This is a genomic window from Paenibacillus haidiansis (assembly GCF_036553665.1).
GTDB lineage: Bacteria > Bacillota > Bacilli > Paenibacillales > Paenibacillaceae > Fontibacillus > Fontibacillus haidiansis.
Genome location: NZ_JAZHPZ010000020.1, coordinates 1 through 25,865, shown reverse-complemented (window position 1 = coordinate 25,865; position 25,865 = coordinate 1). Strand labels below are relative to the sequence as shown.

Annotated in this window: 24 protein-coding genes, 10 tRNA genes and 1 rRNA gene; 4 read left to right on the top strand and 31 right to left on the bottom strand. The window is 53.6% G+C overall.

Annotation, left to right across the window (positions count from 1 at the left end; genetic code table 11):
* Nucleotides 1-265 precede the first annotated feature (265 nt).
* The 5 genes from V3851_RS24235 to V3851_RS24215 form a co-directional block, all read right to left on the bottom strand.
* The gene (locus V3851_RS24235; protein WP_331849019.1) at nucleotides 266-739 is read right to left on the bottom strand and encodes a hypothetical protein; all 474 of its coding nucleotides are present in this window, start codon (nucleotides 737-739) and stop codon (nucleotides 266-268) included.
* A gap of 67 nt (nucleotides 740-806) precedes the next feature.
* A complete protein-coding gene (locus V3851_RS24230) occupies nucleotides 807-1,313 on the bottom strand; it encodes a type 1 glutamine amidotransferase domain-containing protein (RefSeq protein WP_331849018.1) in 507 nt (168 codons plus the stop codon).
* A 148-nt stretch (nucleotides 1,314-1,461) separates the two neighbouring features.
* Nucleotides 1,462-1,635, bottom strand: a complete 174-nt coding sequence (locus tag V3851_RS24225) for a hypothetical protein (RefSeq protein ID WP_331849017.1) — start codon at nucleotides 1,633-1,635, stop codon at nucleotides 1,462-1,464.
* 114 nt (nucleotides 1,636-1,749) lie between these two features.
* Nucleotides 1,750-2,196 (bottom strand): D-aminoacyl-tRNA deacylase, encoded by a 447-nt coding sequence (gene dtd, locus V3851_RS24220; RefSeq protein WP_331849016.1) that lies wholly within the window; start codon nucleotides 2,194-2,196, stop codon nucleotides 1,750-1,752.
* Nucleotides 2,197-2,241: 45 nt separating this feature from the next.
* Nucleotides 2,242-4,419 (bottom strand): RelA/SpoT family protein, encoded by a 2,178-nt coding sequence (locus V3851_RS24215; protein WP_331849015.1) that lies wholly within the window; start codon nucleotides 4,417-4,419, stop codon nucleotides 2,242-2,244.
* 286 nt (nucleotides 4,420-4,705) lie between these two features.
* Between V3851_RS24215 and uraA the strand changes: the two genes are divergently transcribed.
* Nucleotides 4,706-5,995 (top strand): uracil permease, encoded by a 1,290-nt coding sequence (uraA, locus tag V3851_RS24210; RefSeq protein ID WP_331849014.1) that lies wholly within the window; start codon nucleotides 4,706-4,708, stop codon nucleotides 5,993-5,995.
* 112 nt (nucleotides 5,996-6,107) lie between these two features.
* Here the strand turns inward: uraA and V3851_RS24205 are convergent, their stop codons facing one another.
* The 6 genes from V3851_RS24205 to V3851_RS24180 form a co-directional block, all read right to left on the bottom strand.
* Nucleotides 6,108-6,626, bottom strand: coding sequence for an adenine phosphoribosyltransferase (locus V3851_RS24205; protein WP_331849013.1), 519 nt, complete (start codon nucleotides 6,624-6,626; stop codon nucleotides 6,108-6,110).
* Nucleotides 6,627-6,691: 65 nt separating this feature from the next.
* Nucleotides 6,692-9,085 (bottom strand): single-stranded-DNA-specific exonuclease RecJ, encoded by a 2,394-nt coding sequence (gene recJ, locus V3851_RS24200; protein WP_331849012.1) that lies wholly within the window; start codon nucleotides 9,083-9,085, stop codon nucleotides 6,692-6,694.
* Between the two features lie 41 nt (nucleotides 9,086-9,126).
* A complete protein-coding gene (locus tag V3851_RS24195) occupies nucleotides 9,127-10,083 on the bottom strand; it encodes a cation diffusion facilitator family transporter (protein WP_331849011.1) in 957 nt (318 codons plus the stop codon).
* Between the two features lie 91 nt (nucleotides 10,084-10,174).
* Entirely contained in the window at nucleotides 10,175-11,074 is a 900-nt protein-coding gene (gene secF / locus V3851_RS24190; protein WP_331849010.1) for a protein translocase subunit SecF, read from the bottom strand.
* Nucleotides 11,064-12,317 carry a protein translocase subunit SecD gene (gene secD / locus V3851_RS24185; protein ID WP_331849009.1) on the bottom strand — a complete coding sequence of 418 codons (1,254 nt, stop codon included), beginning with the start codon at nucleotides 12,315-12,317 and terminating at the stop codon, nucleotides 11,064-11,066. Before secD ends, secF begins: the two co-directional genes overlap by 11 nt.
* A 128-nt stretch (nucleotides 12,318-12,445) precedes the next feature.
* A complete protein-coding gene (locus V3851_RS24180; RefSeq protein WP_331849064.1) occupies nucleotides 12,446-12,703 on the bottom strand; it encodes a post-transcriptional regulator in 258 nt (85 codons plus the stop codon).
* A 165-nt stretch (nucleotides 12,704-12,868) separates the two neighbouring features.
* Between V3851_RS24180 and spoVB the strand changes: the two genes are divergently transcribed.
* Nucleotides 12,869-14,458, top strand: coding sequence for a stage V sporulation protein B (gene spoVB / locus V3851_RS24175; protein ID WP_331849008.1), 1,590 nt, complete (start codon nucleotides 12,869-12,871; stop codon nucleotides 14,456-14,458).
* 15 nt (nucleotides 14,459-14,473) lie between these two features.
* On the opposite strand, the gene V3851_RS24170 is transcribed toward spoVB, so the two are convergent.
* Complete coding sequence (locus tag V3851_RS24170) at nucleotides 14,474-15,178, bottom strand: YetF domain-containing protein (RefSeq protein ID WP_414859354.1); 705 nt, start codon at nucleotides 15,176-15,178, stop codon at nucleotides 14,474-14,476.
* 196 nt (nucleotides 15,179-15,374) lie between these two features.
* Here V3851_RS24170 and V3851_RS24165 point away from each other — a divergent pair, with 196 nt between their 5' ends.
* Nucleotides 15,375-15,767, top strand: a complete 393-nt coding sequence (locus V3851_RS24165) for a TIGR04086 family membrane protein (RefSeq protein WP_331849006.1) — start codon at nucleotides 15,375-15,377, stop codon at nucleotides 15,765-15,767.
* Between the two features lie 84 nt (nucleotides 15,768-15,851).
* On the opposite strand, the gene yajC is transcribed toward V3851_RS24165, so the two are convergent.
* The 8 genes from yajC to V3851_RS24125 all read right to left on the bottom strand — a co-directional run bounded on the left by yajC (nucleotide 15,852) and on the right by V3851_RS24125 (nucleotide 23,616).
* The gene (gene yajC, locus V3851_RS24160; RefSeq protein ID WP_331849005.1) at nucleotides 15,852-16,166 is read right to left on the bottom strand and encodes a preprotein translocase subunit YajC; all 315 of its coding nucleotides are present in this window, start codon (nucleotides 16,164-16,166) and stop codon (nucleotides 15,852-15,854) included.
* A 36-nt stretch (nucleotides 16,167-16,202) separates the two neighbouring features.
* Nucleotides 16,203-17,342: a tRNA guanosine(34) transglycosylase Tgt gene (tgt, locus tag V3851_RS24155; protein WP_331849004.1), complete on the bottom strand. Its 1,140-nt coding sequence runs from the start codon at nucleotides 17,340-17,342 to the stop codon at nucleotides 16,203-16,205.
* Between the two features lie 24 nt (nucleotides 17,343-17,366).
* On the bottom strand, nucleotides 17,367-18,395 hold the full coding sequence (gene queA, locus V3851_RS24150; RefSeq protein ID WP_331849003.1) for a tRNA preQ1(34) S-adenosylmethionine ribosyltransferase-isomerase QueA: 1,029 nt from the start codon (nucleotides 18,393-18,395) through the stop codon (nucleotides 17,367-17,369).
* Between the two features lie 11 nt (nucleotides 18,396-18,406).
* Nucleotides 18,407-20,494, bottom strand: coding sequence for a SpoIID/LytB domain-containing protein (locus tag V3851_RS24145; RefSeq protein WP_331849002.1), 2,088 nt, complete (start codon nucleotides 20,492-20,494; stop codon nucleotides 18,407-18,409).
* Between the two features lie 62 nt (nucleotides 20,495-20,556).
* Complete coding sequence (ruvB, locus tag V3851_RS24140) at nucleotides 20,557-21,564, bottom strand: Holliday junction branch migration DNA helicase RuvB (RefSeq protein WP_331849063.1); 1,008 nt, start codon at nucleotides 21,562-21,564, stop codon at nucleotides 20,557-20,559.
* Nucleotides 21,565-21,600: 36 nt separating this feature from the next.
* Nucleotides 21,601-22,221 carry a Holliday junction branch migration protein RuvA gene (gene ruvA, locus V3851_RS24135; protein WP_331849001.1) on the bottom strand — a complete coding sequence of 207 codons (621 nt, stop codon included), beginning with the start codon at nucleotides 22,219-22,221 and terminating at the stop codon, nucleotides 21,601-21,603.
* On the bottom strand, nucleotides 22,218-22,721 hold the full coding sequence (gene ruvC / locus V3851_RS24130) for a crossover junction endodeoxyribonuclease RuvC (RefSeq protein ID WP_331849000.1): 504 nt from the start codon (nucleotides 22,719-22,721) through the stop codon (nucleotides 22,218-22,220). Before ruvC ends, ruvA begins: the two co-directional genes overlap by 4 nt.
* Nucleotides 22,722-22,926: 205 nt before the next feature.
* The gene (locus V3851_RS24125) at nucleotides 22,927-23,616 is read right to left on the bottom strand and encodes a BofC C-terminal domain-containing protein (RefSeq protein ID WP_331848999.1); all 690 of its coding nucleotides are present in this window, start codon (nucleotides 23,614-23,616) and stop codon (nucleotides 22,927-22,929) included.
* 179 nt (nucleotides 23,617-23,795) lie between these two features.
* Here V3851_RS24125 and V3851_RS24120 point away from each other — a divergent pair, with 179 nt between their 5' ends.
* Nucleotides 23,796-24,650, top strand: coding sequence for a manganese catalase family protein (locus V3851_RS24120; RefSeq protein WP_331848998.1), 855 nt, complete (start codon nucleotides 23,796-23,798; stop codon nucleotides 24,648-24,650).
* Nucleotides 24,651-24,776: 126 nt separating this feature from the next.
* Here the strand turns inward: V3851_RS24120 and V3851_RS24115 are convergent.
* From V3851_RS24115 to rrf, 11 genes are all read right to left on the bottom strand, one after another.
* Nucleotides 24,777-24,850, bottom strand: a tRNA-Pro gene (locus V3851_RS24115).
* Nucleotides 24,851-24,855: 5 nt separating this feature from the next.
* Nucleotides 24,856-24,935: transfer RNA gene (locus tag V3851_RS24110), tRNA-Leu, on the bottom strand.
* A 17-nt stretch (nucleotides 24,936-24,952) separates the two neighbouring features.
* Nucleotides 24,953-25,029: transfer RNA gene (locus tag V3851_RS24105), tRNA-Arg, on the bottom strand.
* Between the two features lie 6 nt (nucleotides 25,030-25,035).
* Nucleotides 25,036-25,110: transfer RNA gene (locus V3851_RS24100), tRNA-Gly, on the bottom strand.
* 17 nt (nucleotides 25,111-25,127) lie between these two features.
* A tRNA-Lys gene (locus V3851_RS24095) sits at nucleotides 25,128-25,203 on the bottom strand.
* Nucleotides 25,204-25,228: 25 nt separating this feature from the next.
* Nucleotides 25,229-25,305 (bottom strand) — tRNA-Asp (locus V3851_RS24090).
* A gap of 31 nt (nucleotides 25,306-25,336) precedes the next feature.
* Nucleotides 25,337-25,410: transfer RNA gene (locus tag V3851_RS24085), tRNA-Met, on the bottom strand.
* A 90-nt stretch (nucleotides 25,411-25,500) separates the two neighbouring features.
* Nucleotides 25,501-25,576, bottom strand: a tRNA-Val gene (locus V3851_RS24080).
* A gap of 3 nt (nucleotides 25,577-25,579) precedes the next feature.
* Nucleotides 25,580-25,651 (bottom strand) — tRNA-Glu (locus tag V3851_RS24075).
* 4 nt (nucleotides 25,652-25,655) lie between these two features.
* Nucleotides 25,656-25,731, bottom strand: a tRNA-Asn gene (locus V3851_RS24070).
* A gap of 7 nt (nucleotides 25,732-25,738) precedes the next feature.
* A 5S ribosomal RNA gene (rrf, locus tag V3851_RS24065) occupies nucleotides 25,739-25,855 on the bottom strand.
* Nucleotides 25,856-25,865 lie beyond the last annotated feature (10 nt).

Sequence of the window (25,865 nt, the reverse complement as noted above, 5' to 3'; positions counted from 1 at the left end):
GGTGTGGGGCTGAATTACTTTGTCCCTTCATCGAATCGGTATGAAACTGTATATTTGTTGATTTTAAGGAATTGCAGTAACAAAGTCAAGTGGGAAGGCAAAGAAAAAAACCTGCACCAACGGGGCACAGGTCCAAAAGTTAATATATTAAAAAGGGGGTCATGTTGTTATTATAAACAGGCTATGTTAAAGGAACATGAATCTAATGTTACAGTTACATTACAGAGCTTGGGCCGATGTTACAAAATCCCACCGGTCGCCCTGCTTAATCCAAATGTTCCACATACGCCCCATGCGTGCGGAGTTTATGGACGATATCGTCATATTCGGCATCTTTCACCTTCGCGGTCAATACATATTTCAAGTTTTCATAATCATCGTCCGCCGCAGTCACATCCACAACCGGGCTCAGCTCGGAGTCAAAATCGGGCCGATCCTTTTCCGTATCGGCGCGTTCTCCGTTGATCATCCGCTCTTCGTCGTCCGAGTCTCCCAGCGCCGCTACCGGGATGACCCCCTGCGCGGAGATCGTGTTGGGCATTCCTACGACTCCGACTCCGTTGGCCGTGCTGTAGCCGTTATTAAGCGGAAGCAGCGGAACGAGGAGATTGTGATTTCTGCCGATCGAATGGTCCAGCGAACTGACCTCCACCAGATCCATCTCAAACGGAAGCAAGCTGGTTCTTGCGCTCTCCGCCTGATCTTCATTTTGAAAATACGCTTGAATATGCTTGGTCATGTCGAACCCTCCTTTGGAGTCGCATTTAGTTTATTCAACCTTCTCGAGATCATCCATATCCGCAAAATTACAGCTTCTTCAGCAGCTCCCGCACAAAGGCGGGCTCATCCTTCGGGGTGCGCGAGGTCACGTAGTTGCCGTCGACAACGACTTCCTCGTCGCGGAATGCAGCCCCCGCATTCACCATGTCATCCTTTAACGGCGGATAGCTGGTGATCGTTCTGCCTTTCAGCAGCCCGGCGCTGATCAGAATTTGCGGACCGTGGCAAATCGCCGCGATCGGCTTGCCTTGGGAATCGGCCCGGGTTACGAACTCCAGCACGCCTTTGTCCAGCCGCAGATTTTCCGGGGAGGATCCGCCGGGAATTACGACGGCATCGTAGTCGTCCGCTTTGACCTCGGATATCCCTTTGTCCGCCGTATATTCGGTTTTGCCTTGTTTGCCCTTCAGGGTTTCCCCGGCTTTAAGCCCGATGATATCGGCCTGATGGCCGGCATTTTTGACCGCTTCGTACGGAACCTGCATTTCCGAATCCTCGAACTGGTTCGCAAGTAAAAAAGCGACTTTGCTCATGATTGCATTCTCCTTTCGAAGTTTCCTTCGCTTGTTATTACCCGAAAGGCCCGGCTTTATAACAAAAAGCGCACTTGGCTTGCTTCATAGAAAAAAGCGCAGCGACCCGGCTTTCAGCCGTATTGCTACGCTCTTATTTTGGGCGATATCAGCTTCCCGGCCGGGGATTATATTCTCCGGATGGTCTGATTTCCCGAATCGCTTGTATTTCATCGGCCTGCTCGGTGCGGGCCAGCGCCTGGGCTTCGCCGCGACCGCCGGGAGACAGCAGCGGAAGGCTTTGCCAGACCCGCGATTTCGTCGATTGGCGCATAAGTATCATGGACTCCCTCCGGCGGAAGCGTAAGCGTTCGCCCGCCTGATTTCTTTGCCATCAGGTTGTCCAAATACCGGGGCTCTTATCCCTTTTGCTTATCGGCCCCGCGTCATGAAAAACTTATGCGAAGGGATGCTCGACAATGAGGGTGACCGGCCCCCAGTTTGTAAACTCCACATCCATATCGGCACCGAACCGGCCGGTCTCGACGACCAGGCCTTTCTGACGCAGCAGTTCATTGAACCGGTCATACAGCGGCTCAGCAACTTCCGGTCTAGCCGCGTTCGTGAAGCTCGGGCGCTTGCCCTTACGGCAATCTCCGTAAAGCGTGAATTGCGAAACCGACAAGACGGCGCCGCCGATGTCCGCGATGCTGAGATTCATCTTGCCTTCCCCGTCTTCAAAAATACGCAGCCCGGCGATTTTGTCGGCAAGGTATGCGGCGTCCCTCTCCGCATCCTCGTGTGTAATACCGACAAGCAGGACAAGTCCCTGCTCGATGGACCCGACGGTGTCTCCCGAAATCGTTACCTTCGCCTGTTTACAGCGTTGAACGACGATCCTCATGCTTCCCGCTCCTCTTGCTCCAAAATAAAGGATGCACCGGTTTATTTATTGCATAATCCGGTGCACCGTATAAACATCCTTCACCCGCTTGATCTTTTCCACGACGGACTGCAAATGATCCGTATTCCGGATCAGAATCGTCATATGCACAAGCGCCATTTTGTTTTTGTCCGACCGTCCGGACACCGCCGAAATATTCGTTTTGCTTTCCGATACGGCCTGCAGCACCTCGTTGAGGAAGTTGCGCCGGTCGTGGCCGGTGATCTCGATATCGACGCTGTAGTTGGCCTCGATGGCGTCCTCCCACTCCACGTCGATCACGCGTGCGGCTTCATTGCCGTCATTACCGTTCGGAATATTCGGACAGTCGCTGCGGTGGACGGAGACGCCGCGTCCGCGCGTAATGTACCCGACGATATCGTCGCCCGGAACCGGATTGCAGCATCTCGCAAACCGGACAAGCAGGTTGTCGATGCCTTTGACGACAACTCCGTTTGTCGGACGGTGTCTCCGTTCCTCCGGAGGAGCCTTGACTTCTTTGATCTCGGAAGTGAGCTCGATCGAATTGCTCTCTTCCTGCTCTTTTCTGAGCTTCTCCGTCAGTTTGGTAGCGATCTGGGCGGCGGTAATTCCGCCGAAGCCGACGGCGGACAGCATATCGTCGATATCGTTGAAGGCGAACTTCTTGCAGGCTTCCATCAGCTTGTCGTCCGTCATCCAGCCCGACGGGTCGATGCCTGCCCGCTTCAGCTCGCGCTCGATCGCCTCGCGGCCTTTCTCGACGTTCTCTTCGCGTTTTTCCTTTTTGAACCATTGTTTGATTTTGCTGCGCGCATGGGAGGACTGGGCGATTTTAAGCCAATCCTGACTAGGGCCATAGGAATGCTTGGACGTCAGAATCTCCACGATATCCCCGGTCTTTAACCGGTGATCCAATGGCACGATGCGGCCGTTGACCTTGGCTCCGATCGTACGGTTCCCGACCTCGGTATGAATCCGGTAAGCAAAATCCAGCGGCACCGAACCCGAAGGCAATTCGATGACCTCGCCGGAAGGCGTAAATACGAATACCAAATCCGTAAAAAAGTCCATTTTGAGCGATTCCACAAATTCCGAGGCATCCTTGGCCTCATGCTGAAGCTCCAGTATTTCGTTGAAAAACGTCATTCGTTTCTCGGGGCCGCCGCTGTCCGAGCCTTCCTTGTAGGCCCAATGCGCGGCGATCCCGTATTCCGCCGTCCGGTGCATCTCCCAGGTGCGGATCTGCACTTCGGTAGGCTCGCCGTTCGGCCCTACGACCGTCGTATGCAGCGACTGGTACATATTGGCCTTGGGCATTGCAATATAATCCTTAAAGCGGCCCGGCATCGGCTTCCACAAGGTATGGATGATGCCCAGGGTCGCATAGCAGTCCTTGATATTGTCGACGATGATCCGAATCGCAAGCAGATCATAAATTTCGTTGAACTGTTTGTTTTTCGTCGTCATTTTCTTATATACGCTGTAGATATGTTTAGGTCGCCCCGACAGGTCGGCTTCGATCCCCATCTCATCCAGCTTCTCGGATATGCGGGAAATGACGCTCTCGATGTATTCCTCGCGTTCCGCTCTTTTTTTGCGCATCAAATTGGCGATCCGGTAATACTGCTGCGGGTTCAAGTACCGCAGGGCAATATCCTCCATTTCCCATTTGATCGCCGAAATCCCCAGCCGGTTCGCAATCGGACAAAAAATCTCCAGCGTTTCGTACGCGATGCGCCGCTGGCTTTCTTCCGATTGATATTTCAAAGTGCGCATATTGTGCAGACGGTCCGCCAGTTTAATGACAATGACGCGGATATCCTGCGCCATGGCAATAAACATTTTGCGGTAATTTTCGTTTTGCTGCTCTTCCTTTGACTGGAATTTGATCCGTTCCAGCTTGGTCAAGCCGTCCACAAGCATGGCGCAGTCCCGGCCGAAATGCTCTTCAATTTCCTTCAGGGAGACGGTCGTATCCTCTACGACATCGTGAAGCAACGCTGCAATAATGGACAGGACATCCATTTGCATATTCACGACAATTTCCGCAACCGCCAAAGGATGCAAAATATATGGTTCGCCGGATTTCCGCAATTGCCCGTGATGGGCCTGCTCCGCGAAATTATACGCTTCGCGGATACGCTGAAGGTCCGGTTCTTTGATATAGGCCGACGCCTTTTCAAGTAATCGCTCTATGCCCATTGAATGCTGCTCGATTCCTTTCTATATCCGCAATTTTGGATTTCCTATAATTATGACTCTTGCACCTCTTTCCGTCAACTATTGACGGTTTCCAGCCGCTCTAAAACGGGCTTGTCTAATCGGAGGATCGCCTTGCCCGCTGATTTCACGTATGTGGGGTATTGTTTCAGGAAAATCTGAAAAAGAGCCAATTTTGCCTAATTTTCTTGTTGAAAAATGTCTTCAATCTATTTACTCTATTAAGGATAGCCATCAATAAGCGTTAATAATAGAGGAGTGACCTTGCTTGCAGCGCGAAATTCAAGTGAATGAAAAAGTTCCATTCGGACCCGGCATACTGCTGAGTCTGCAGCACCTGTTCGCCATGTTCGGCAGCACCGTGCTCGTACCGAATCTGTTCGGGGTCGACCCCGGTATGATTCTCCTCATGAACGGGATCGGAACCTTACTCTACATTTTGATCTGTAAGGGCAAAATCCCCGCATACCTCGGTTCCAGCTTCGCCTTCATTTCCCCGGTAACCATGGTTCTGGCTTCGCATCCGGGCAACGGCTACGCTCTCGCCCTTGGCGCATTTATCGTCACCGGTATTATCTTTGTCGCCGTCGGTTTGATCGTCAAATATGCGGGCACCAAATGGATCGATATCGTATTCCCGCCGGCCGCGATGGGTGCCATCGTCGCCTTGATCGGTCTGGAACTGATTCCGGTGGCAGCCGGGATGGCAGGCTGGATTTCATCCGACGCTTCTCAACCTTTTGTACCGGATTCGACAAGCATCACGCTGTCGCTCGTTACGCTCGGTGTCACCGTGCTCGGGGCCGTGTTGTTCCGCGGATTTCCCAAGATCATTCACATCCTGATCGGGATCGTCGTCGGCTATGTCCTGGCTTATTTCATGGGGGTAGTCAACACGGCGGCGATTGCCGAGGCCAAATGGTTCTCCATGCCGACGGTCACCACTCCGCAATGGGACGTTTCGGCGATCATCACCATCGTTCCCGTAGCTCTGGTCGTGATCGTGGAGCATATCGGACACCTGCTGGTTACCGGCAATATTGTCGGCAAAGATTTATCGAAAGACCCGGGTCTGCACCGTTCGCTGCTCGGTAACGGGATATCCACGATCCTGTCCGGCTTCGTCGGATCGACGCCGAACACGACCTACGGCGAGAACATCGGCGTTATGGCGTTGACGAAAGTGTACTCCATCTTCGTCATCGGCGGGGCTGCGATCTTTGCCATCCTGCTGTCTTTCTCCGGTAAATTCTCGGCGATTATCGCCTATATTCCTTCGCCCGTCATGGGCGGCGTCTCCCTGCTGCTGTTCGGCGTCATTGCCGCGTCCGGTCTGCGGATTTTCGTGGAGCAGAAGGTCGATTTCTCCAAGCCTACCAATATGCTGCTCGCCACCGTCGTTCTGGTTATCGGCCTCAGCGGCACCAAATTGACGATGGGCCATGTGGAATTGAAAGGGATGGCTCTGGCCACGATCGTCGGCATTCTGCTAAGCCTGTTCTTCAAGCTGATTCAGGTGCTCGGCTGGTCCAACGACAATGAGGAAGCCTCCCACTAGGCTTTCGCGTTTATCCGCCGAAGACTTATAATCTATAACCAAAGAGCCGCCTCCCAAGGTCAAGATGGCCGGGAGGCGGCTCTTTGTCTTTATTGCAAGTCTGATTAGAACTTTAGAAATCGTAATGAACCAGGGAGATTACTTCGATCCCCGGCAGCTTCGCGCGCCCGTTCAATTCGCCGAGTTCAATCAGAAAGGCGGTGCCGACTACATTCCCTCCGAGCTGACGGACAAGATTTACCGAGGTCGAAATCGTGCCGCCCGTGGCGAGAAGATCGTCGGCGATCAGCACGTTTTGTCCCGGTTTGATGGCATCCTTGTGCATTGCCAGCTTATCCTTGCCGTATTCGAGATCATAGCCCGCTTCGATCGTTTCATAAGGCAGCTTGCCGCTTTTGCGAATCGGCACGAACCCGACACCGAGAGCATAAGCCAGCGGTGCCCCGACGACAAAGCCGCGGGCCTCGGGGCCTGCGATCAGATCGATCTTCAGATCGGCCACCCTACGTTTCAGCTCGTCGATCGCCAGCCGGTATTTTTCCCCGTCGTTCAGCAAAGTGGTAATATCTTTAAAGCTGATGCCGGGTTGCGGGAAATCCGGAATCACCCGGATATAGTCTTTGAAATCCAATAAAATCTCCTCCTAGAAAATATGCGAAGCTGATTTCCTGATGAAATATATAAGTAATGAATCCTCTAAGTTGCGGTCTGCAGCCATTCCGTGATTTGCGGAACCCGGCCGTACAACAGCATCTGCTCCATTTCGGCCAGCCGTCCAAGCTCCCTGTACCGCGTTGAAGATTCCAGCGGCCGCTTCGCGGGGGCGGGATTCACGGTTACGATTCCCGAGGATCTCGCGATAAAGCCAAGCTCCTCAAAAACGTCCAGCGCCAAGCTGAGCATCCGCTTCGACATAGGCGTGCGCGCCTTCAATCCCGCGAGCAGCTCCTCTTCGGGCAGAGCCTCGGATACCAGGCTTCTCAACAGCACATAAACCCGCTTGAACTGTTCGCGGGATGGCGGCTCGAGCCGCTCCTGCGCCGCCGGCTTCGGATGCAGCAGGAATATTCGCTCCAGCGCTCCAAACCGGGTCAATAGGCTGTTCCATTCCACGGGGGTCTCCGGCAGTTCAAGGATAAACAGCGTGCCTATTCCATCCGTTCCCGCCTGTTCCGATGCGGAGTCCGCAGGCCGTGCGCCGACTCTCCTATCATATACCCAAAGCGAGGTTTCATTCAATTCATAATCATTTAAAAGTTTCGAGTCGGCGTTGATCAGACCGGCCACTGTTCCGGGGCCGCAGAACGGATACGCCGCCAGGTTCGACTTCAGCTCGGACAGTTTGGCCGCAGGGCTCGCGTCGCCGCGATAATCGTACACCTGAAGGTGCGGAACGGCGAGATCCTGGATCAGAAGCTGCGGCCGCCGCGAACCGTTCCATTCGTTGATGCCGGCCTCCGCGACGATATCCAGTTCCGTTTCTTCCGTGAGAAGAAAGGCTAGATCGCCTTTGCCGAAGGCGACCGCTTCCGCCGTTTTGCCGTTTTGCCGGAGCGTCAGCCGCATATGTTTGCCGTCCTTGCCCATCTGACGGCATTCCAGCAGCTTGGCGCCGCGGATCAAAAGACGCGGGCAAGGATTGCCCATCCCGAACGGCGCCATCGATTCCAGCTGTTCGATAACCGGCAGCGTGATGTCCCCCAAAGTGCACTCCAGATCGGTTTGCATGACCGGCATAAAATGCTCCGGCTTCAGCACCCCCGCGGCAAACTCGTTCAAGCGCCGGTCAAACTCGGCCAGCTTGTCCTTGTGCAGAGACATGCCAGCCGCCGCCGGATGGCCGCCGAAGTGATCCAGCAAATCCGCGCAGTGCGTCAGCGCCTCGTAGATGTCCAAGCCCGGGATCGAGCGGGCCGAGCCTTTGCATTCGCCGCTGTCCGGGTGAATGCCGAGCACGAGCGTCGGCCGGTAATACCGCTCCAATATTTTGGAGGCGACAATCCCGACGACCCCGACATTCCAGCCTTCACCGGCAACGACGAGCACATCCGGCAGCTTACCGGCGGCCTCCTTCGCCTCCAGTTGAAGCATCGCCTCCTGAACGATGTCGTCCACCAGTCCCTGCCGCTCTCTGTTCAATAGATCCAGCTCCAGAGCCGCGGCTTCGGCTACCTCCATATTCTGCGCCGTCAGAAGCTCTACCGCCTCCTGAGCATGGCTCATCCGGCCGCTGGCATTAATTCGCGGAGCGAGGCCGAAGGCGACGTTCGTCGCCGTCACCTCGCCGGATTTCCAGCCGGCGGTACGAAGCAGGGCGGTCATGCCGGGAAAAGCGGAATCCGCCATATGTGCAAGGCCGCGGCGGACAATGGCGCGGTTTTCCCCGATCAGCGGCATGAGGTCCGCGATCGTGCCGAGCGCGACCAGCTCGGTCCATTCCGGCGGAACTTCGTCGCCGAGCAAAGCGACCGCGAGCTTGTAAGCCACCCCGACTCCGGCCAAACCTTTGAACGGATAAGGGCAGAAAGGAAGCTTGGGATTGATCAGCGCGAACGCTTCAGGCAGGACGGGAGGCGGTTCATGGTGATCGGTCACGATCACATCCATGCCCGCCGAGGCGGCGTAAGCGATCTGTTCGACGGCGCTGATCCCGGTATCCACCGTGACGATGAGGGTAATTCCCCGTTCCCGGGCCTGCTCCAGCGCCGGAATATGTAGTCCATAGCCTTCTTTGGAGCGATGCGGAATATAATACTCGAAATCGGCGCCTAGCCGCCGCATCAGATGAATCATCAAGGACGTGGAAGAAACCCCGTCCGCATCGTAATCCCCGTAAATCAAAATGCGCTCCCCGGCTTCGAGGGCCCGCTTGATGCGCGGGACCGCCTCTTTCATTCCGCTAAGGAGATACGGATCATGAAGCTCTTCCCCGGAGCCGTCCAGAAACGGCGCAGCCTTCTGGGGGCTGTCGATGCCTCTTGTAACCATCAGGGAGGCCAGAACCGGGTGGATGCCCAGTTGCCGCGACAGCGCGTCAGCGGCTTCCCTGTTGTACGGGGGAGTCTGCCACTCATATTTCGGACGAAGCAAAAATAACACCTTCTTTCCCGGCGAATTTGTTTCCTTGGTGACTATTGGATCAAAGTCGGGTGGTCGTCGCCGGAACTTTCGTAATTGCTTTTATAAGGGTACCCGGGATCATACGGCAAAACCTGAATGCTGACTTCGCTGACATGAGAAAAGCGGTTCATAAGCAAAACTTTCGCCCTGGCGGCGATTTCATTCGCCTCCATGACCGTAATCCGCGGATTAACGCTGATTCTCGCAGTAATGGTCACATAATGGCCGTTCTCATGCGCTTTTAATTCATCTACGGTAATGATGCCGTGCACTCGCTGAACGGTTTCGATAAATCGGGCGGTATCCTCTTCTTCGATTTCGGAAATCAGGGAACCGTAGACGGAATTCCGCACGAGACGATATATCCGCCAGAGCACCAGGAGCGCTACGACCAGCGCCGCGGCCGGATCCAGGTAGAGCAATGCCGGAACATCCATCGCTTGACCTGTCATGGCGCCGAACACGCCGATCAGAACGGCGATCGAAGAGTACAGCGAATTGCGGTGAGCTTCGATCAGCGATTGGAGCCGCTCCCTTCGCCCTACGCGGTACTTGCGGTATTGAACCTGGAATACGGCCTCTTTCAAAGCTATGGAAATGACGATCGCCACCCCGGCCCAATAACCCGGCGGGTCGATCTCCCCCGTCGATACGGCGGTGATCGAGGAAATTCCCATCTGGAAGCTTCCCATCAGCAAAAATACGGATAAGAAAATAACCGCAAGCGATTCTCCAACCTTCCCGGGAACAGGCAGTGCCTGGGTCGTTGTCATTCTGGGCTGCCGGCGGAATTTGAACTTATCCGGAATCATGGCAGCACCGTCCGCGGCCGAGTACAAAGCGTCGGCCAGCAATGCCCGGCTGTCGAACAGTAAGCCTATAGCGCCCTTGAACGCGGCCAAAACGATATGGCTGGCGATGCCTAGCCAGGCTGCGGAATCGGTTGTAATGTCATGTTTGCGCGACATAGCAAATCCTCCTGAAAAACAAACATATAGAGCGGTAGAGCCGCGTCACATATTGACGCGGCTCTATCTCCAAACAAAGGCGTTCGCTCTTTTAAGACGCTTTGGCCGGCTTTTTCTTTTTGGGATCTCCCTTAAGAACATACCACAGCGGGCTGGCAATAAAGATCGTGGAATAGGCCCCGAATAAGAGACCGATGACCATCGCCAGCGAGAACATCCGGATCGACTCCCCGCCGAGCAGGAACAGGAAGAATGCGGCAACGAAGACCGTGACCGCGGTATAGATGGACCGCTTGATCGTCTGGGAGATGCTTCGGTTGACCAGTTCGGCCAAATCCTCCCGGGTCTTCAGCTTGCTGAACCGCAAATTCTCGCGAATCCGGTCAAAAATAACGATCGTGTCGTTAATGGAATAACCGATAATCGTTAGGACTGCCGTAATAAATGTTAAATCCACTTCCAGGCGGAAGATGGAGAATACCGCGATAACCAGAAAAGCATCGTGCAGCAACGAGACAATGGCCGCAACGGCAAACCGCCATTCGAACCGAATGCTGACATAAATAATGATACCCAGGCACGAAATCAATACGGCTTTAATCGCGTTTTGGGCCAACTCTTTAGCCATTTCCGGATCGACGGTGTTGACTTCGAACGAGGCCTTCTCGTCCAGCTTCGCAATTTCCTGCTTCAATTGCAATTCCTGGTCTTCATTCAGTACATTGGTAAAGCGAATCGTCATGCGGTCGGCCCCGGGATTTACCGTTGTTCCTTCTGCGACGCCAAGCTTATCAAGCACCGGTTTGATTTCATCCGCGGTAAGGCTCTTGGACAGTGTAATATCCACATTGGAACCCGCTCTGAAATCGACGCTGTAATTCAATCCCAAAAAGGATAGGCAGATGATCCCGATAATCGTGAGCGCGATGGAAGCAATGTAGAAGTATTTGCTTATATGAACAAAGTCAATGTTTTTTTTCTTAAAGCTCACGGATTTCACTCTCCTTTACACCGAAGTACTTCGGCTTCAGCAGCTTGCCGGCTTTAAGCAGCAAGTTCAGCAGCCAGCGGGAGAGGTAAACATTCGTAGCGATACTGAGCACGATTTCCACGATGAGTACCAGCGCGAAGCCTTTGACCGCGCCGGTCCCGAACCAGTACATAACGGCGGCGACGATGATGGTGGTAATATTCGAGTCCAATACGGTGCGCAGCGAGTGCTTGTCGCCCGCTTTGACGGCGGACATGACGCTTTTGCCGCTCCGCATTTCTTCATGAATCCGTTCGTTTGTAATAATGTTGGCGTCCACGGCCATCCCGATCCCGAGAATGAACGCCGCGATCCCCGGCAATGTCAAGGTGAAGTCCGCCCAGACAAAGACCAGGATCAGGAGCCAGGTATGAATGATCAGCGTAAACGAGGCTACCAGGCCGGGAACCCGATATAAGCCGATCATAAAGATCAGAATAAATACGGAAGCGATCAGACCGGCTTCGATCGTTTGGTTCAGCGATTGCTTCCCGAGCGTTGCGCCGACGCTTTGCGAATATTTCTCGGTCAGTTTGAGCGGCAGAGCGCCCAAATTGATCGTGTCGCGCAATTCCTTGGCCTTGTTAAGATCCCCGCCGACGCTGATCGAAGCGGTTCCGTCGGTCAGAACGGCTTGTACGACAGGATCGGAAATCAATTGGTCATTCATATAAATCGCCAGCGGTTGACCAAGCAGACGTTTGGTCACCTCGGCAAATTTCTCCTTGCTCTTGACCTTGATGCTGACCAACGGCTCGTTCATCTGGTTGAATTCGAGCTTGGCTCCGTTTTCGGCAAAGTCCGTGCCGATCATTTCGATTTTGTTGTACTCGTCGGCCGATTTCTCCGTACCGTCCTTACTGCGGAAGGTCAAGGAGGCCGGCTCCTTCATTTGCTTGCGGACCTCGGCTTCGTCCGTCACGCCCGCCAGTTTGAGGCGGATGCGGTTCGTTCCTTCGGTCGTTACCTCCGGTTCGCTGGTTCCCAGCTTGTTCGCCCGGTCTTCGAGACTTTTTGCCGTCTGAAGCAGCGATTCCTTGGTTACTTTAGCCCCGCCTTCCAGCGGTGTTGCTTCGTACAAAATCTCAAATCCGCCTTTTAAATCAAGGCCGAGATGTACATTGTTCAGCAGACCGGGGGTTGTCCAGACCATAATGCCTGACATGACTACCACGACGGTTATGAATGCGAAGATTCTTTTCATCCCGTACTTACTTCCCCTTTCAGTTCTCAATAGTCCTATTATAGCCATGCGAGAATTGAGCGTCAATTTATCAAATATTGTCGGTTTATTAACGGCTGCGTTTCATCCGGTCACAAAAAAGACCCCTTTCAATCGAAACGGGATCCACGAAATGCGGAAATCGTCATATAGTTCATAAATTGGGTTGCTTTTAATGAAAGGATATCATTCACCAGTTGATACAAAGGCGGGTAGCCGTCCTTCTCATACTTCTGACTGACGCACTCCCAAATTTCCGGCCCCGTGACATGCTCGTAACCGATCAGCCGGAACTCCTCCGCTTTGCTCAGGCACAAATTTTCGATCGCCTCGTTCAACTGTTTCTCGCCCAATTCGTCTTCGGCCATCATGATGCCTCCTTCCATCTCCCCGTCTTATTGTATTCTACCTTATTTTTACGATTCCTGCACCGCCATAAGAATGATCTCTTAAAAAAGACAAGTCATGAAGCGGGACAGGTCCTGCATATCTTTAGTAACAACCATCGCTCATTCGGGGAAGAGGGGACCATTTTGAACAAGCAAACCTTTATCCAGGGCACCATGATCTTGCTCGCCGCAGGCATCATCAACCGCATCCTCGGCTTTATTCCGCGAATTCTCTTGCCCCGGGTCATCGGAGCGGAAGGCGTGGGGCTGTATCAGCTTGGCTATCCTTTTTTTCTCGTACTCGTTACCATCATTACGGGCGGTCTGCCGCTGGCCATCGCCAAGCTTGTCGCGGAAGCGGAGTCCGCGGGTAGACCGGAACGCTCCAAGGCCGTACTTCGGACGAGCCTTATTTTCGCTATCCTTGCCGGCTTGCTGTTTACCGTAATATGTATAATCGGTGCCCCCTGGGCCAGCCGCTATATTCTCACTGACGCCCGGGTTTATCAGACTTTTGTCGCCATGAGCCCGATGATCGCCGTCGTCGCCGTGTCCTCCGTTTACCGCGGTTATTTCCAAGGTAAACAGGACATGATTCCCTCGGCGCTGTCCTCCATTTTGGAAACGGTAGCGCGGATCATTTGCGTACTGTGGTTTTCCTATTTGCTGCTCCCTTTCGGGATCGAATATGCGGCCGCCGGAGCGATGCTGGGAGTTCTCGCCGGCGAAATCGCGGGGCTTGCGGTTTTGCTGTGGCAATATCGCCGGCTGCGGAAGCGGGATGAGGGCCTAAACACAGATTTGCCCGCTGTAGCTGAGAAGTCCCCTCCGGATTCCCCGCGAAAAACGTTTCTACCCACCCTGCGCAACATTTTAACGATCGCAATTCCCGTAACAGGAGGCCGGCTGGTCGGCTCCTTATCCTACTTACTGGAATCGATCACAACGGCCAGAAGTCTCGCGATCGCGGGGATCGCCACCGCCGTTGCAACCGCGCAATATGGAGCGCTGCAAGGGATGATCATCCCGCTCCTCACGCTGCCGGGCGCGCTGACCACCTCGCTGGCCGTTTCGCTCGTTCCTTCGCTGGCGGAAGCTCAGGCCAGAGGCGACGAAAGAACGATCCATCTCCGGCTGCACCAGTCGATCCGGCTTGCCTTGGTCACAGGCGCGCCGTTTGCCGCGATTATGTATGTATTGGCCGAGCCCCTTTGCGTGTTGATTTACAATAACGGCGAGATCGCCGGAATGCTGAGAATCATGGCCCCCTTCGCCCTGTTCCTCTATGTACAGTCCCCGCTCCAGGCGACATTGCAGGCGCTGGATAAACCGGGGCGTGCTTTAATCAATACATTGACCGGTGCTATCGTCAAGATCGTTCTGATCTTCTACCTGGCATCCAATCCGCAGTTCGGAATTTACGGCGCCGTCCTCGCGATCATTGCCAATTTTGTGATCGTCACTTTCCTGCACGGATACAGCGTAACCAAAGCGCTAAACTACCGGATGCCGTTGTTTGATCTCGTCAAAGTATGCTGCGGCATGATCATTATGGCCGGCACGGCCAGCTACTTATATCATGAAATTTCGTTCGGCGGCAGCATATGGATTCAGTTCTTATCCGCAGCCGCGCTTTCGGGAGCTCTATATCTTCTGCTCATCGGAATCATGGGTTTAATCGATCTGCATGACCTGAAACGGATCCCGTTTGTCCGCAGATGGTTCAGAGGATAAGCTTTGCCTTTTTCATCATTTTATTTTTTTGGGAATAATGTACAGTTTGCCCTTATGGTCGATCGAACAGAAGAAAATATCCTTGAAGTCGCCGACCCCTTTGGCTTGGATTTGGTTTTTGAGCCAAAATCTCGTTTTGCCGATCTGCTTCAAATTGTTATCCTCAACCTTCCCGTCCACGATGAGCGGCAGGGGCAGCGGCTCGTATCTTACTTTCGAAACAACGGAAGAGAACGGAGCCTCCCTCCTTCTCATCTCCTTGGCATCGCCTTTTGGGGCTCCGCTTTTTTCCTTCGGGAAGACGCTGAGTTGACCGCTCGTTTCAAGCACGGCAAATTCCACATCACCTACGCTGTCGACCTTTTGCGAGCGAAGCTGCATCAACAGATCGTCCATATTATAACGCTGTTTCTTCATCTCTTCCTGATCGATATTTCCGTCGCGAATAATGACGCTTGGTTTCCCGTCGAACCAGAGCCGCAGCTTCCGGTAACGCAGCGACAATACGGCGATGCCGATCTGTATCAGCAGCAGAGTAAGCATCGGCACGATACCGTCGTACAACGGCCGCTTGGAGTCCTCCAGGACCAAAACGGCGATCTCGGCAACCATGATGGAAATGACCAGATCGAAGATCGAGAGCTGGCCGATTTCTCTTTTCCCCATAATTCGCATAACCGCAAATACCATGATATACATGAGCACCGTACGAAAAATCATGACGGATAGATGAGCCACCACGGCAATTCCCTCCCGCAGGTAAAGTTCACAATGTCAAGGGTGTATCTGGTATTCTGACCACGGCCCCCCCGTTGCATGCGGCACAATATATTCCTGATTTACCGATATTCCTGTCATAACCGTACGGGCTTGACCATAAAATGAGATAACGATAACCCGATTGGAGGTCTCGGTTATGCATTTTATCCGCCGTTTGTTTTCTTTCCGGCTTTCCCATCCCACCTTTTCAGGTTTGTGGTATGCGTTTCTCTGGATGATGATCGGCGCTTTGATTCTGTCCCTGCTGCTGCAATCCGGCGTTATGGACGAGGAAAACCTGACGCTGTATACGTATCTGGTCCATAGCGTGTCGCTGCTGGCAGGGGGGCTCGTTTCGGGCAAAAGGGCCGGGCAAAAGGGCCTGTACCAAGGGTCATTAACCGGCCTTTTCTATGGGATATTGCTGCTGGTAATCAGCTTCCTGGCATTGGACAATTCGCTGGGACTCACCGAGGTGGCTCTGGTGCTGCCCGCGCTGCTTCTGGGGGCGATCGGCGGTGTTTTCGGGGTAAATTTAAAGAGAAGGTAGCAATGCCTTTAGCGCAAAAAAGCCGCCCGTCAGCAGATATCACCGCTTTCGGACAGCCTTTAAATTAAGGAAGCTCTCTATTTTCTAGCTTTGAGCCTCCGCTTCAACGCGATGGCTAATGGCGCTCCGGTCAAATGTCAGCTTGGTGGCGTCGTTGACGAGCAGAACCACGGTATCGTCGGCCAATTCGACGATTTTGCCGTGCAAGCCGCCGATCGTGACGATCTTGTCGCCTTTTTGAAGCGCATTGAGCATATTATTGCGGGTTTGCTGTTTCTTCTTCTGAGGACGAATCAACAGGAAGTAGAATACGGCAAACATGATGATAAGCGGAACGAGAAACGAAATCAACCCGCCGGTTCCTGCCGCTGCACCGCCTGATGCTGCTAATGGAAACATTCCTTTTTCCTCCTTTCGTTTTATAGGCTGGTCCCATTAAAATCCTTTTTCATTGCCAATCAGACCATACTGCTCAAAAAACTCGTCCCGGAAGTCCAGCAGTCTGTCATCCATAATAGCCTGGCGGACCTTACCCATCAGATTGATCAGGAAATACAGATTGTGGTATGTAGTCAACCGAAGACCAAACGTTTCATCCGCTTTGATAAGATGGCGGAGGTACGCACGGGAGTAGTTCCGGCAGGTATAGCATCCGCACTCCGGATCCAATGGCCCAAAATCTTTGGCATACTGAGCGTTGCGGACAACCAATCTGCCTTGACTGGTCATCGTAGTCCCGTTCCGGGCAATTCGTGTCGGCAATACGCAGTCAAACATATCGATTCCCCGGATCGATCCTTCGATCAACGCGTCGGGAGAACCGACCCCCATCAGATAGCGGGGCTTGTCCGCAGGCAGAAGCGGCAGCGTATGCTCCAACATTTCATACATTAGATGCTTAGGCTCGCCTACACTCAGTCCACCAATAGCATACCCCGGAAAATCCAGGGAAGTCAAATCTCTGGCGCTTTGCTTGCGCAAATCCTCGAACATGCCGCCCTGAACAATACCGAACAGCGCCTGATCATGCGGTCTGGCATGGCTTTTCAGGCAGCGCTCCGCCCAGCGGGTCGTCCGCTCCATCGATTGTTTCACATAATTATAATCGGCGGGGTACGGGGCGCATTCGTCAAAGGCCATCATAATATCCGGCCCGAGCGCATTTTCGATTTCCATCACTACTTCCGGCGACAGGAACAATTTATCCCCATTCAAATGAGATCGAAAATGGACGCCTTCTTCCGTAATGTCCCGCATTTCGCTGAGCGAAAATACTTGAAAACCCCCGCTGTCGGTCAAAATCGCCCGATCCCAGTTCATAAACTTATGAAGCCCGCCTGCCTCGCGGACAAGTTCATGCCCGGGACGCAGGAACAGGTGATACGTGTTGCTGAGGATAATTCGCGCATCCATCTCCTTCAGCTCTTCCGGGCTCATCGTTTTGACCGTGGCCAGCGTTCCGACCGGCATAAACACCGGCGTATCGAACGAGCCATGGGGGGTATGTACCCGCCCCAATCTGGCTCCGGACTGCTTGCAGGTTTTGATATGTTCATAAGTTACCGCTGCTGCCATGATATCCATCCATCCTTTATAGCCTTAATAAATAAACATTGCATCGCCGAAGCTGAAAAAGCGGTACCGTTCTTCAATCGCCACCCGGTACGCCTCCAGAATATTTTCCCGTCCCGCAAGCGCGCTTACCAGCATTACCAGCGTCGACTTCGGAAGATGAAAATTTGTAATCAGCGCGTCAACGAGTCCAAACTCATATCCGGGATAAATGAAGATGCCTGTCCAGCCGCTGCTTTTGACCACCTGTCCGCCTTTGCAAGCCTGGGCTACCGTTTCCAGCGTTCTGCAGGATGTCGTGCCCACCGCGACGACGCGGCCGCCGTTGGCTTTGGTTTGATTAATGATATCCGCCGTTTCCTGAGGAAGCACATAATATTCCTCGTGCATGACATGATCTTCGACGCGGTCGACGGACATCGGCCGGAATGTACCCAGACCGACATGCAGGGTGACGAAAGCGATGTTTACTCCTTTGGCCCGGATTTCCTCCAGCAGGGCTTCGGTGAAATGCAAGCCCGCCGTCGGCGCCGCCGCCGAGCCTTCATGCTTGGAATAGACGGTCTGATACCGCTCCCGGTCATCCAGCTTCTCCTTGATATAAGGAGGCAAAGGCATTTGCCCCAACCGATCGAGAATTTCGTTGAAGATGCCTTGGTAGGAAAAGCGCAGCACTCTTCCGCCCATATCGCCTTCCTCTTCGATCGTGGCTAGAAGCTCCTCACTGAACACGATAACCGAGCCGGTCTTCAGCTTTTTGCCCGGTTTAACGAGCGCTTCCCAACGGTCCTCACCCAAACTCTTAAGCAGAAGCACCTCCGCCTTTGCCCCGGTATCTTCCTTCATGCCGAATAAACGGGCCGGAATGACCCGGGTATCGTTGAGCACGAGCGTATCCCCGGGGTTCAGGTAATTTACAATCTCGGAAAACACATGATGCTCGATGCTTCCGTCGCTTTTATTTAAAGTCAGCAGCCGGGATGAGCTCCGATCCGCAAGGGGAGTCTGGGCAATCAGCTCTTCGGGCAGCTCGAAATCATACAGATCAACATTCATATTTTACGCCTTCATTCTTCGATAATTGTCACATTTTGATAGTAGTGTTGCAGAATTTGCCGGTAATCATACCCGGCTTCCGCCATTCCTTTGGCGCCCCATTGGGACATGCCCAGGCCATGGCCGTAACCTTTGCCTATAAACAGAAACTCATTGCTTTGGTCGATCACGCGCGCCGTACCGTCCGCGCCCATCACGACCATATTGCCGCCGCTCCAGGTTTTCAGTCCCGATGCGGACTGAACCGATGTTCCCGAAGCCGCCGTGCCGGTAGCCTGAGCGCCTCCCGCACTCTGTACAGTATACCTTCCGGTAGCGGCAATATCAAACAGGGTGCTTGGCAATCCGTTCAAGGCGGAACGGAACGCATCCGGATATCTCACGTCAACGGTTTGCCCGTTTGCTTTAATCTGGGTTACACGGCCTGATGGCCCTCTTTGCGTCACTTCGAGATTCGTAATCGGTGACGGTACCGGGGTCGCCGTTTTCCCGTCTAGCGATTTCAGCAGCTCCGCGGAGCTGTAGGGCCCGCGAATCCAGGAATAGGCGCTCGATTCGTCCACGATCTCCAGAACGACAGCTTCATCGCCCGGGTTCAGCTTCGCAACGGGTTCCACATCCGACTGAATCAACGGCAGAGGCCGTACGTTGACCGAGCTGGTCGTTACGGTCATTTTTTGCAAACCGGCGGCCGTTTTACCCGTCGTCGCGATATTGTCTTCCCGGACATAGCCGGATTTCCCGTTCGACAGAAGCACATGATACCACGATTTAAGCGAGGCTTGCGTCACCTCGTCCTCCGTACTAGGCACACTGGAGTAGACGGTATTCACATTGCCCCATACTTCCGTGGAATCCGCCGTTACGCCGCCGCTATTCGAGGAGAAGATCCCTTCGACGATTTTGCCGCTGGCCGTAAGTACTTCCCCGGCCGTACTGTCGACGGCCCGGATCACGCTGTCGGCCTCTTGTTCTGCGCCGTTGTATACTTGGCTCAGCGTAGTGTCCACCAGTCCGGCAACTTTGAATTTATTGAGTTCCGCGTTATAAAGCGCGAAGCTCCGGGCGGCCACCGCTTGCGCCTTCAAGGCCTCCTGAGGCCAGGAGGCGGACATTTCGGCCCCAACGACCGAATACAGATACTGCTCCAGCGGAACCTCATTGACGAGGGCAAGCTGCCCGTTGTAACGGCTGATTTCAAAGTCACCGCGGTATTTGCGCCCCGAACGCTCGGCGAGCTGTATAAATGCGTCCCCGCTATCACGAATAAGCAGCGCGGCATCGCCGCTAAGCTCGTAATGATCGACAGGGGAAGGGGAATCGAGGTTCAATGTCACGTCGCTGTGAATAAGCAGGGCGGCGCTGTCGGAAGCTACCATCGACCATGAAATGTAAGGATACGTCTGAAGAAGCTGCCCCAGCAACGCAGCTTGTTCGGCTTCGCTGGCGGCCCCGCCAACCCACACGGCATATTCCCATGGGCCCGTCATCACGACCGAAGCTTCCGCGCCGTTCACGTTCAGCGTGGAACGCACCGACTCGGCTTCGTCTTTACTGCCGTATGTACCCGTTCCTACGTAATAATTGCCGCGTACGGCAGGGGTCTGCCCCTTTAACTGAGCCGAAATCGACCCTGCAACTCTATTCGCGGCAGACTGGGCGTCCGCCTCGCTGGCGTAAGGACCCGTATAAACCTGATAAACTTTGCCTTCCGCGGTGTTTTGGACGAAGGCTACCGGCTTGTCGGCCGTATCTTTGAGGATTTTTACCGCTGCCGCCGCCGTTTTCCAGTCGGAGCTTTCCAGCGCCTTCACCTTATATCCGTCCACACTGAAGCGGGCGGACTGTCCCGGCGAAAAATCGACCCAGTCGCCCTCACCCTCCGGTCCGGCTCCCCAGGCGGAATCTCCTTTTAAGGTCACCGCAGGAACCGTCGATTTATAAGTGCTGCCGAGATCCAGATACATGGCGACCCTGAGATCGGTGGACGATGCCGAATCTGCGGACGCCGGAAGCTGAAGGGCGCCGGTCAGCAACAGACCGGCCATAACCCCTTTGCCCCACCTGCTTTGCATGATGCGCGGAATAATTCTTTTCATCTGGGTGTTCCTCCTTATAGGCTTCTAGGGTGTTCACGTTTATACGTCTATTGTCCCGATTGTTACTTATCCTGATCGGGAAGCGGCAACCCTAAATGCTGGTAAGCCGCCGGCGTTACTATCCGGCCCCGTGGCGTACGCTGCAAATATCCGATTTGCAGCAGGTACGGTTCATATACATCCTCGATGGTCTGGCTCTCCTCACCGATCGACGCCGCGATCGTATCCAGTCCGACAGGCCCGCCGCGGAAGCTCGTGATCATCGCCCGCAGCATTTTATGGTCGATCATATCCAGCCCCATCGGGTCAACCTGCAGCATCTGCAGCGATTCCCTGGCGATTTCCGGCGTAATCATGCCGTCACCGCGCACCTGGGCGAAATCCCTTACCCGCTTCAGCAGACGGTTGGCGATCCGCGGCGTCCCTCTTGACCGCAGGGCGATTTCATCGGAGGCATCCCCGATGATTGGAATTCCCAAAATATCCGCCCCCCGGGAGACGATGAAGCTGAGTTCCTCCTTCGTATACAGCTCCAGGCGGCTGACGACGCCGAACCGGTCGCGCAGCGGCGCGGAGAGCAGCCCGGCCCGGGTCGTCGCCCCCACCAAAGTAAACGGCGGCAGGTCGAGCCGGACGGAACGGGCGCTCGGTCCCTTGCCGATCATGATATCCAGCGCGAAATCCTCCATCGCCGGGTACAGCACTTCCTCTACCGTCCGGTGCAGCCGGTGGATTTCGTCGATAAACAGTACATCGCCTTCCTGCAGATTTGTCAGCAGGGCGGCGAGATCTCCCGGCCGCTCGATTGCCGGTCCCGATGTCGTCCGTAAATTAACGCCAAGCTCGTTGGCGATAATGTTGGCGAGCGTCGTTTTCCCCAGCCCCGGCGGCCCGTAAAGCAGGACGTGATCCAGTGCCTCTTTGCGCATTTTTGCCGCTTCGATATAAATTTGCAAATTCTCTTTAATCTGATTCTGCCCGATGTACTCCGCCAAATAGCGGGGGCGCAGGCTCAATTCGACGGCTTGGTCTTCCATCATCAAATTCGCGGAGATAATCCGGTCTTCCATCATCGTTATCCAGCACCTCTTTCTCCCAGCCTGTTATCAACCCGCATACAGCAGCTTGAGCGCCTTTTTCATCACCGAATCAACCGCTTCGTCATAGGTTACCTGATCCTTCAATTGGTTCCATACGCGATCGAGCTCGGTGTCGGTATAACCGAGCGCCCGGAGGCCTTCCCTCGCTTCCGGCCAGCCCGGAACGCTGTCCTCGAACCCCGCGGCCGCAGCCGGCACAGGATCAAACAGGGATGCGGTGCCTCCCATGCCCTCCAGCTTGTCCTTCAAGTCGAGGATCATCCGCTGAGCCGTCTTCTTGCCGATGCCGGGAAGCTTCGTCAAGAACGAGATATTTTCCTGATGGATCGCAGCCACCACCGTATCCGGATTGCCGCCGCTAAGGATGCCCAGCGCCACGCGCGGGCCGATCCCCGACACCTCGATCAGCTTGCGGAACAGCTTCTGCTCCTCCCGGGTCGGAAACCCGAACAGCAATATCGCATCATCGCGAACGTGATGATGGGTATAGATGGTTACAGTTTCCTGATGTTTGGCGGCAAAGGCATAAGGATTCGGACAGAACACGCGGTACCCCACGCCCTGCACGTCCAGGACGACATATTCGCTTTCAAGATGGGCAACTTGGCCCCGTAAAAAATCAATCATGACCGCAATACCTCATTTAATTTGGAATTTAACGTATAAGAATGGGCGTGGCAAATCGCCACGGCGAGCGCATCGGCCACATCGTCCGGCTTCGGGATCGCCTGAAGCTTCAGGAACATCCTCGTCATCTCCTGGACCTGCCGCTTCTCTGCTTTTCCGTAACCGACGATCGCCTGTTTCACCTGCATTGGTGTGTATTCGGCTACGGGCAGTCCTTTTTGTACCGCAGCCAGAACCAGAACGCCCCTCGCTTGGCTAACCGACATGGCCGTCGTCACATTACGGTTAAAAAACAGCTTCTCGAAAGCCACCGCATCCGGTTTATATTTGTCGATCAGTTGAATCATGCCTTCATATACATGAAGCAAACGTTCTTCTTCGGGCGTATGAGCCTCCGTCTGAATACAACCGTATTGGACGGGGACGCATTTGCTGCCCTGTTTATCAATGAACCCGAAGCCGACAATGGCGATTCCGGGGTCGATTCCCAATATCCGCACCGTTCAACTCTCCCAGCCTGCTCAATTCTTCCGGTTATCCGGCATTTTTGCGGAACCCCGGGTCTATGTCCCAGAAGCGAACATATGTATTCACTTTATTATATCAAAAGATTGGTATTGTTGAGGAAAAAGTTTGGAAAGCGGCATTTCGTCAGGACAACAAAAAGAGACGTTAAATTTAACGTCCCTGTTTGGCCAATTTACTTTATTGTTTATTCTGCCCCATTGTTCTCTGCGAATCCTCCACCGCAAAATCGCTGAATGTGGACAAAACGCTGTTATACTCCTCCACATCCTGGACACGGATACCGTTTTGCAGCTCTTTCAGCACCTCGGACGGAAGCGCGCTTTCCATCGTTTCTACATCCAATTGAAAAAAGGTTCGGATCACCTTCTCTTGTTTCGGCGGCCCGTCGAAAAGGCTTAGATTCCCGTTTTTGTCTATTCCCACGTATCCGTCCCGCTGACAAATTTCCGACAAGCCTTGAACATGCTCGTCAAACCACACATCGCCCCCCGCGGCCAGCCTTCCCTTCCATGCCGGATGTTCTTTGGCCAGCTCGGCGATTTCCCGCGGTTTCATCAGGCCGAGAACCGTGCTCTCTTCCCCGCAAGTATAAATTCTATTCAAATGGACGATTCGGACCTGTTCGGACTTCTGAAGCTGCCCGAGCCATTCTTGCTCGGTATCGTCTGCCCACTCCGCTTCTCGGAGATGAACCAGCGTTTCCATGGACATCGGTTCTTCCGTCATCAGCTTTTCCATCTGGTCCGATAATAACAAACCGAGCCAAGCCATTAAGGCGACAAGGACACAAGCGCCGATCGTCCAAATGGCTCTCCGCCATCGTCTCAACCGTTTTCTAAGCTGTTTCTTGGTACGGAATATATTCACAAAGAATCCCCTTCTATCGGAGTTTTATGAATATTGTGACCGTCAAAGCCGGCAAATATACAAATCCCAAGTCGTTAAGTCAAGAATTTATAAAGTTCACAGTATCAATAATATGGGATAAAAGAACAGACCAACAGCCATCCTATAAACCGATAAACCAAAAGTAGGAGGCGTTCTGTATGTATTTCTATAAAGAGGATTTAATAAATAGAATAGTTCCCGATAAGCCTGATCCGGCCGCCGCTAAAGTATTGCAGGAAACATTGGGCGGACGATTCGGAGAAATGCGTACGATGATGCAGTTTTTTTTCCAAAGTAATAATTTTAGGGGAAATGCAACACAATTTCGCGACCTGATCCGCGGTGTATTTTTGGAAGAAATCAGCCATGTGGAGCTTGTACAGCATACGATCAACCAGCTTTTAACCGGTTCCGGCGACCCTATGCCCGGTAATGCCGGGCTCGACTCGGCTCCTCTTGACGAAGCGATCAAATTCGCCAATCCCCACCATTTCATCATGGGCGCCCAAAGCTCGCTTCCGGTTGATGCCGCGGGCAATCCTTGGAATGGGAATTACGTGTACAGCCATGGCAATCTAATCAGCGATCTGCTGGATAATCTTGTGCTGGAATCTACAGGAGTGCTGCAAAAATCGCGTATTTACGAAATGAGCTCCAATAAAACGTTTCGGGAGACGCTCGCGTTCCTGATTGTCCGGGACAATGCGCATCAAAACGCATTTGCCAAAGCGCTTGAAACATTAGGCGTACAGTGGAGTAAGTTGTTCCCGGTACCCAATTACGATATTAATAAATATCCGGAGTGCCGTAAATATGTGGATCAAGGGTTCCATAACGCTCAATTCAATTTCAGACTCGACCCTACCAGAATAGGCGAAATCTTTAGCGGAGTCACGCCAAGCCGGAACGGTGGAACACTGGAGGTTACGGCTCCGCCGGAAGGCTTCCCACTTCCTGTCTTGCCGGAATTGCCCAATGAGCACAGCCCAGGCCTTCACGATTTAAATGCTTAAGGTAAAAGACTCCCTCGTATTTGAGGGAGTCTTCATTTCTCCATTCTCCATGCTTCATGCTAAAGGGATCGAGAAGGACTTTCACAAACAAAAGAAAAAACAGCCATCTAACGATGACTGTTTCTATCGGGACGACACGATTCGAACATGCGACCCCCTGGTCCCAAACCAGGTGCTCTACCAAGCTGAGCTACGTCCCGATGTATGCCGGTGAAGGGACTCGAACCCCCACGGTTTCCCTCACGATTTTGAGTCGCGCGCGTCTGCCAATTCCGCCACACCGGCATATTCAATTGAAAAAATGGCGCGCCCTAAGAGATTCGAACTCCTGACCTTTTGATTCGTAGTCAAACGCTCTATCCAGCTGAGCTAAGGGCGCAAATGATGGAGCGGACGACGGGAATCGAACCCGCGACCCTCGCCTTGGCAAGGCGATGCTCTACCGCTGAGCCACGTCCGCAAAAAGATAAACATAACTGGTGAGCCATGAAGGACTCGAACCTTCGACACCCTGATTAAAAGTCAGGTGCTCTACCAACTGAGCTAATGGCTCTCATAAGTTAAATCTAAGATGAAAATGGCGGAGCCGACGGGATTCGAACCCGCGGTCTCCTGCGTGACAGGCAGGCATGTTAGGCCTCTACACCACGGCTCCACACTATGATTGTATCCCGGTTAAGGGATAATTGCGGGGGCAGGATTTGAACCTGCGGCCTTCGGGTTATGAGCCCGACGAGCTACCGGGCTGCTCCACCCCGCGTCAGTAAAAAGGTTATTTCGTTATGGGGTCCCTGAAAAGTAATCGGACTAAGCTTCAGAGACTCAACTTCACTTTTTGGGGTGAAGTATATGGTGGAGGCTGAGGGGATCGAACCCCCGACCCTCTGCTTGTAAGGCAGATGCTCTCCCAGCTGAGCTAAGCCTCCGTATGACCCGTAGGGGATTCGAACCCCTGTTACCTCCGTGAAAGGGAGGTGTCTTAACCCCTTGACCAACGGGCCATAATGGCTCCCCGAACAGGACTCGAACCTGTGACAACTCGATTAACAGTCGAGTGCTCTACCAACTGAGCTATCAGGGAATATTGCGCTTGGCGGCGTCCTACTCTCCCAGGACCCTTCGGTCCAAGTACCATCGGCGCTGGAGGGCTTAACGGTCGTGTTCGGGATGGGTACGTGTGGAACCCCTCCGCCATCGCCACCAAACATATTCAAG

Excerpts from the sequence above, each read along its gene's own strand:
- V3851_RS24235 (WP_331849019.1), bottom strand. The coding sequence starts at position 739 with ATGACCAAGCATATTCAAGCGTATTTTCAAAATGAAGATCAGGCGGAG.
- V3851_RS24230 (WP_331849018.1), bottom strand. The coding sequence starts at position 1,313 with ATGAGCAAAGTCGCTTTTTTACTTGCGAACCAGTTCGAGGATTCGGAA.
- V3851_RS24225 (WP_331849017.1), bottom strand. The coding sequence starts at position 1,635 with ATGATACTTATGCGCCAATCGACGAAATCGCGGGTCTGGCAAAGCCTT.
- dtd (WP_331849016.1), bottom strand. The coding sequence starts at position 2,196 with ATGAGGATCGTCGTTCAACGCTGTAAACAGGCGAAGGTAACGATTTCG.
- V3851_RS24215 (WP_331849015.1), bottom strand. The coding sequence starts at position 4,419 with ATGGGCATAGAGCGATTACTTGAAAAGGCGTCGGCCTATATCAAAGAA.
- V3851_RS24195 (WP_331849011.1), bottom strand. The coding sequence starts at position 10,083 with ATGTCGCGCAAACATGACATTACAACCGATTCCGCAGCCTGGCTAGGC.
- secD (WP_331849009.1), bottom strand. The coding sequence starts at position 12,317 with ATGAAAAGAATCTTCGCATTCATAACCGTCGTGGTAGTCATGTCAGGC.
- V3851_RS24180 (WP_331849064.1), bottom strand. The coding sequence starts at position 12,703 with ATGGCCGAAGACGAATTGGGCGAGAAACAGTTGAACGAGGCGATCGAA.
- V3851_RS24170 (WP_414859354.1), bottom strand. The coding sequence starts at position 15,178 with ATGATTTTTCGTACGGTGCTCATGTATATCATGGTATTTGCGGTTATG.
- V3851_RS24165 (WP_331849006.1), top strand. The coding sequence starts at position 15,375 with ATGCATTTTATCCGCCGTTTGTTTTCTTTCCGGCTTTCCCATCCCACC.
- yajC (WP_331849005.1), bottom strand. The coding sequence starts at position 16,166 with ATGTTTCCATTAGCAGCATCAGGCGGTGCAGCGGCAGGAACCGGCGGG.
- tgt (WP_331849004.1), bottom strand. The coding sequence starts at position 17,342 with ATGGCAGCAGCGGTAACTTATGAACATATCAAAACCTGCAAGCAGTCC.
- queA (WP_331849003.1), bottom strand. The coding sequence starts at position 18,395 with ATGAATGTTGATCTGTATGATTTCGAGCTGCCCGAAGAGCTGATTGCC.
- V3851_RS24145 (WP_331849002.1), bottom strand. The coding sequence starts at position 20,494 with ATGAAAAGAATTATTCCGCGCATCATGCAAAGCAGGTGGGGCAAAGGG.
- ruvB (WP_331849063.1), bottom strand. The coding sequence starts at position 21,564 with ATGGAAGACCGGATTATCTCCGCGAATTTGATGATGGAAGACCAAGCC.
- ruvA (WP_331849001.1), bottom strand. The coding sequence starts at position 22,221 with ATGATTGATTTTTTACGGGGCCAAGTTGCCCATCTTGAAAGCGAATAT.
- V3851_RS24120 (WP_331848998.1), top strand. The coding sequence starts at position 23,796 with ATGTATTTCTATAAAGAGGATTTAATAAATAGAATAGTTCCCGATAAG.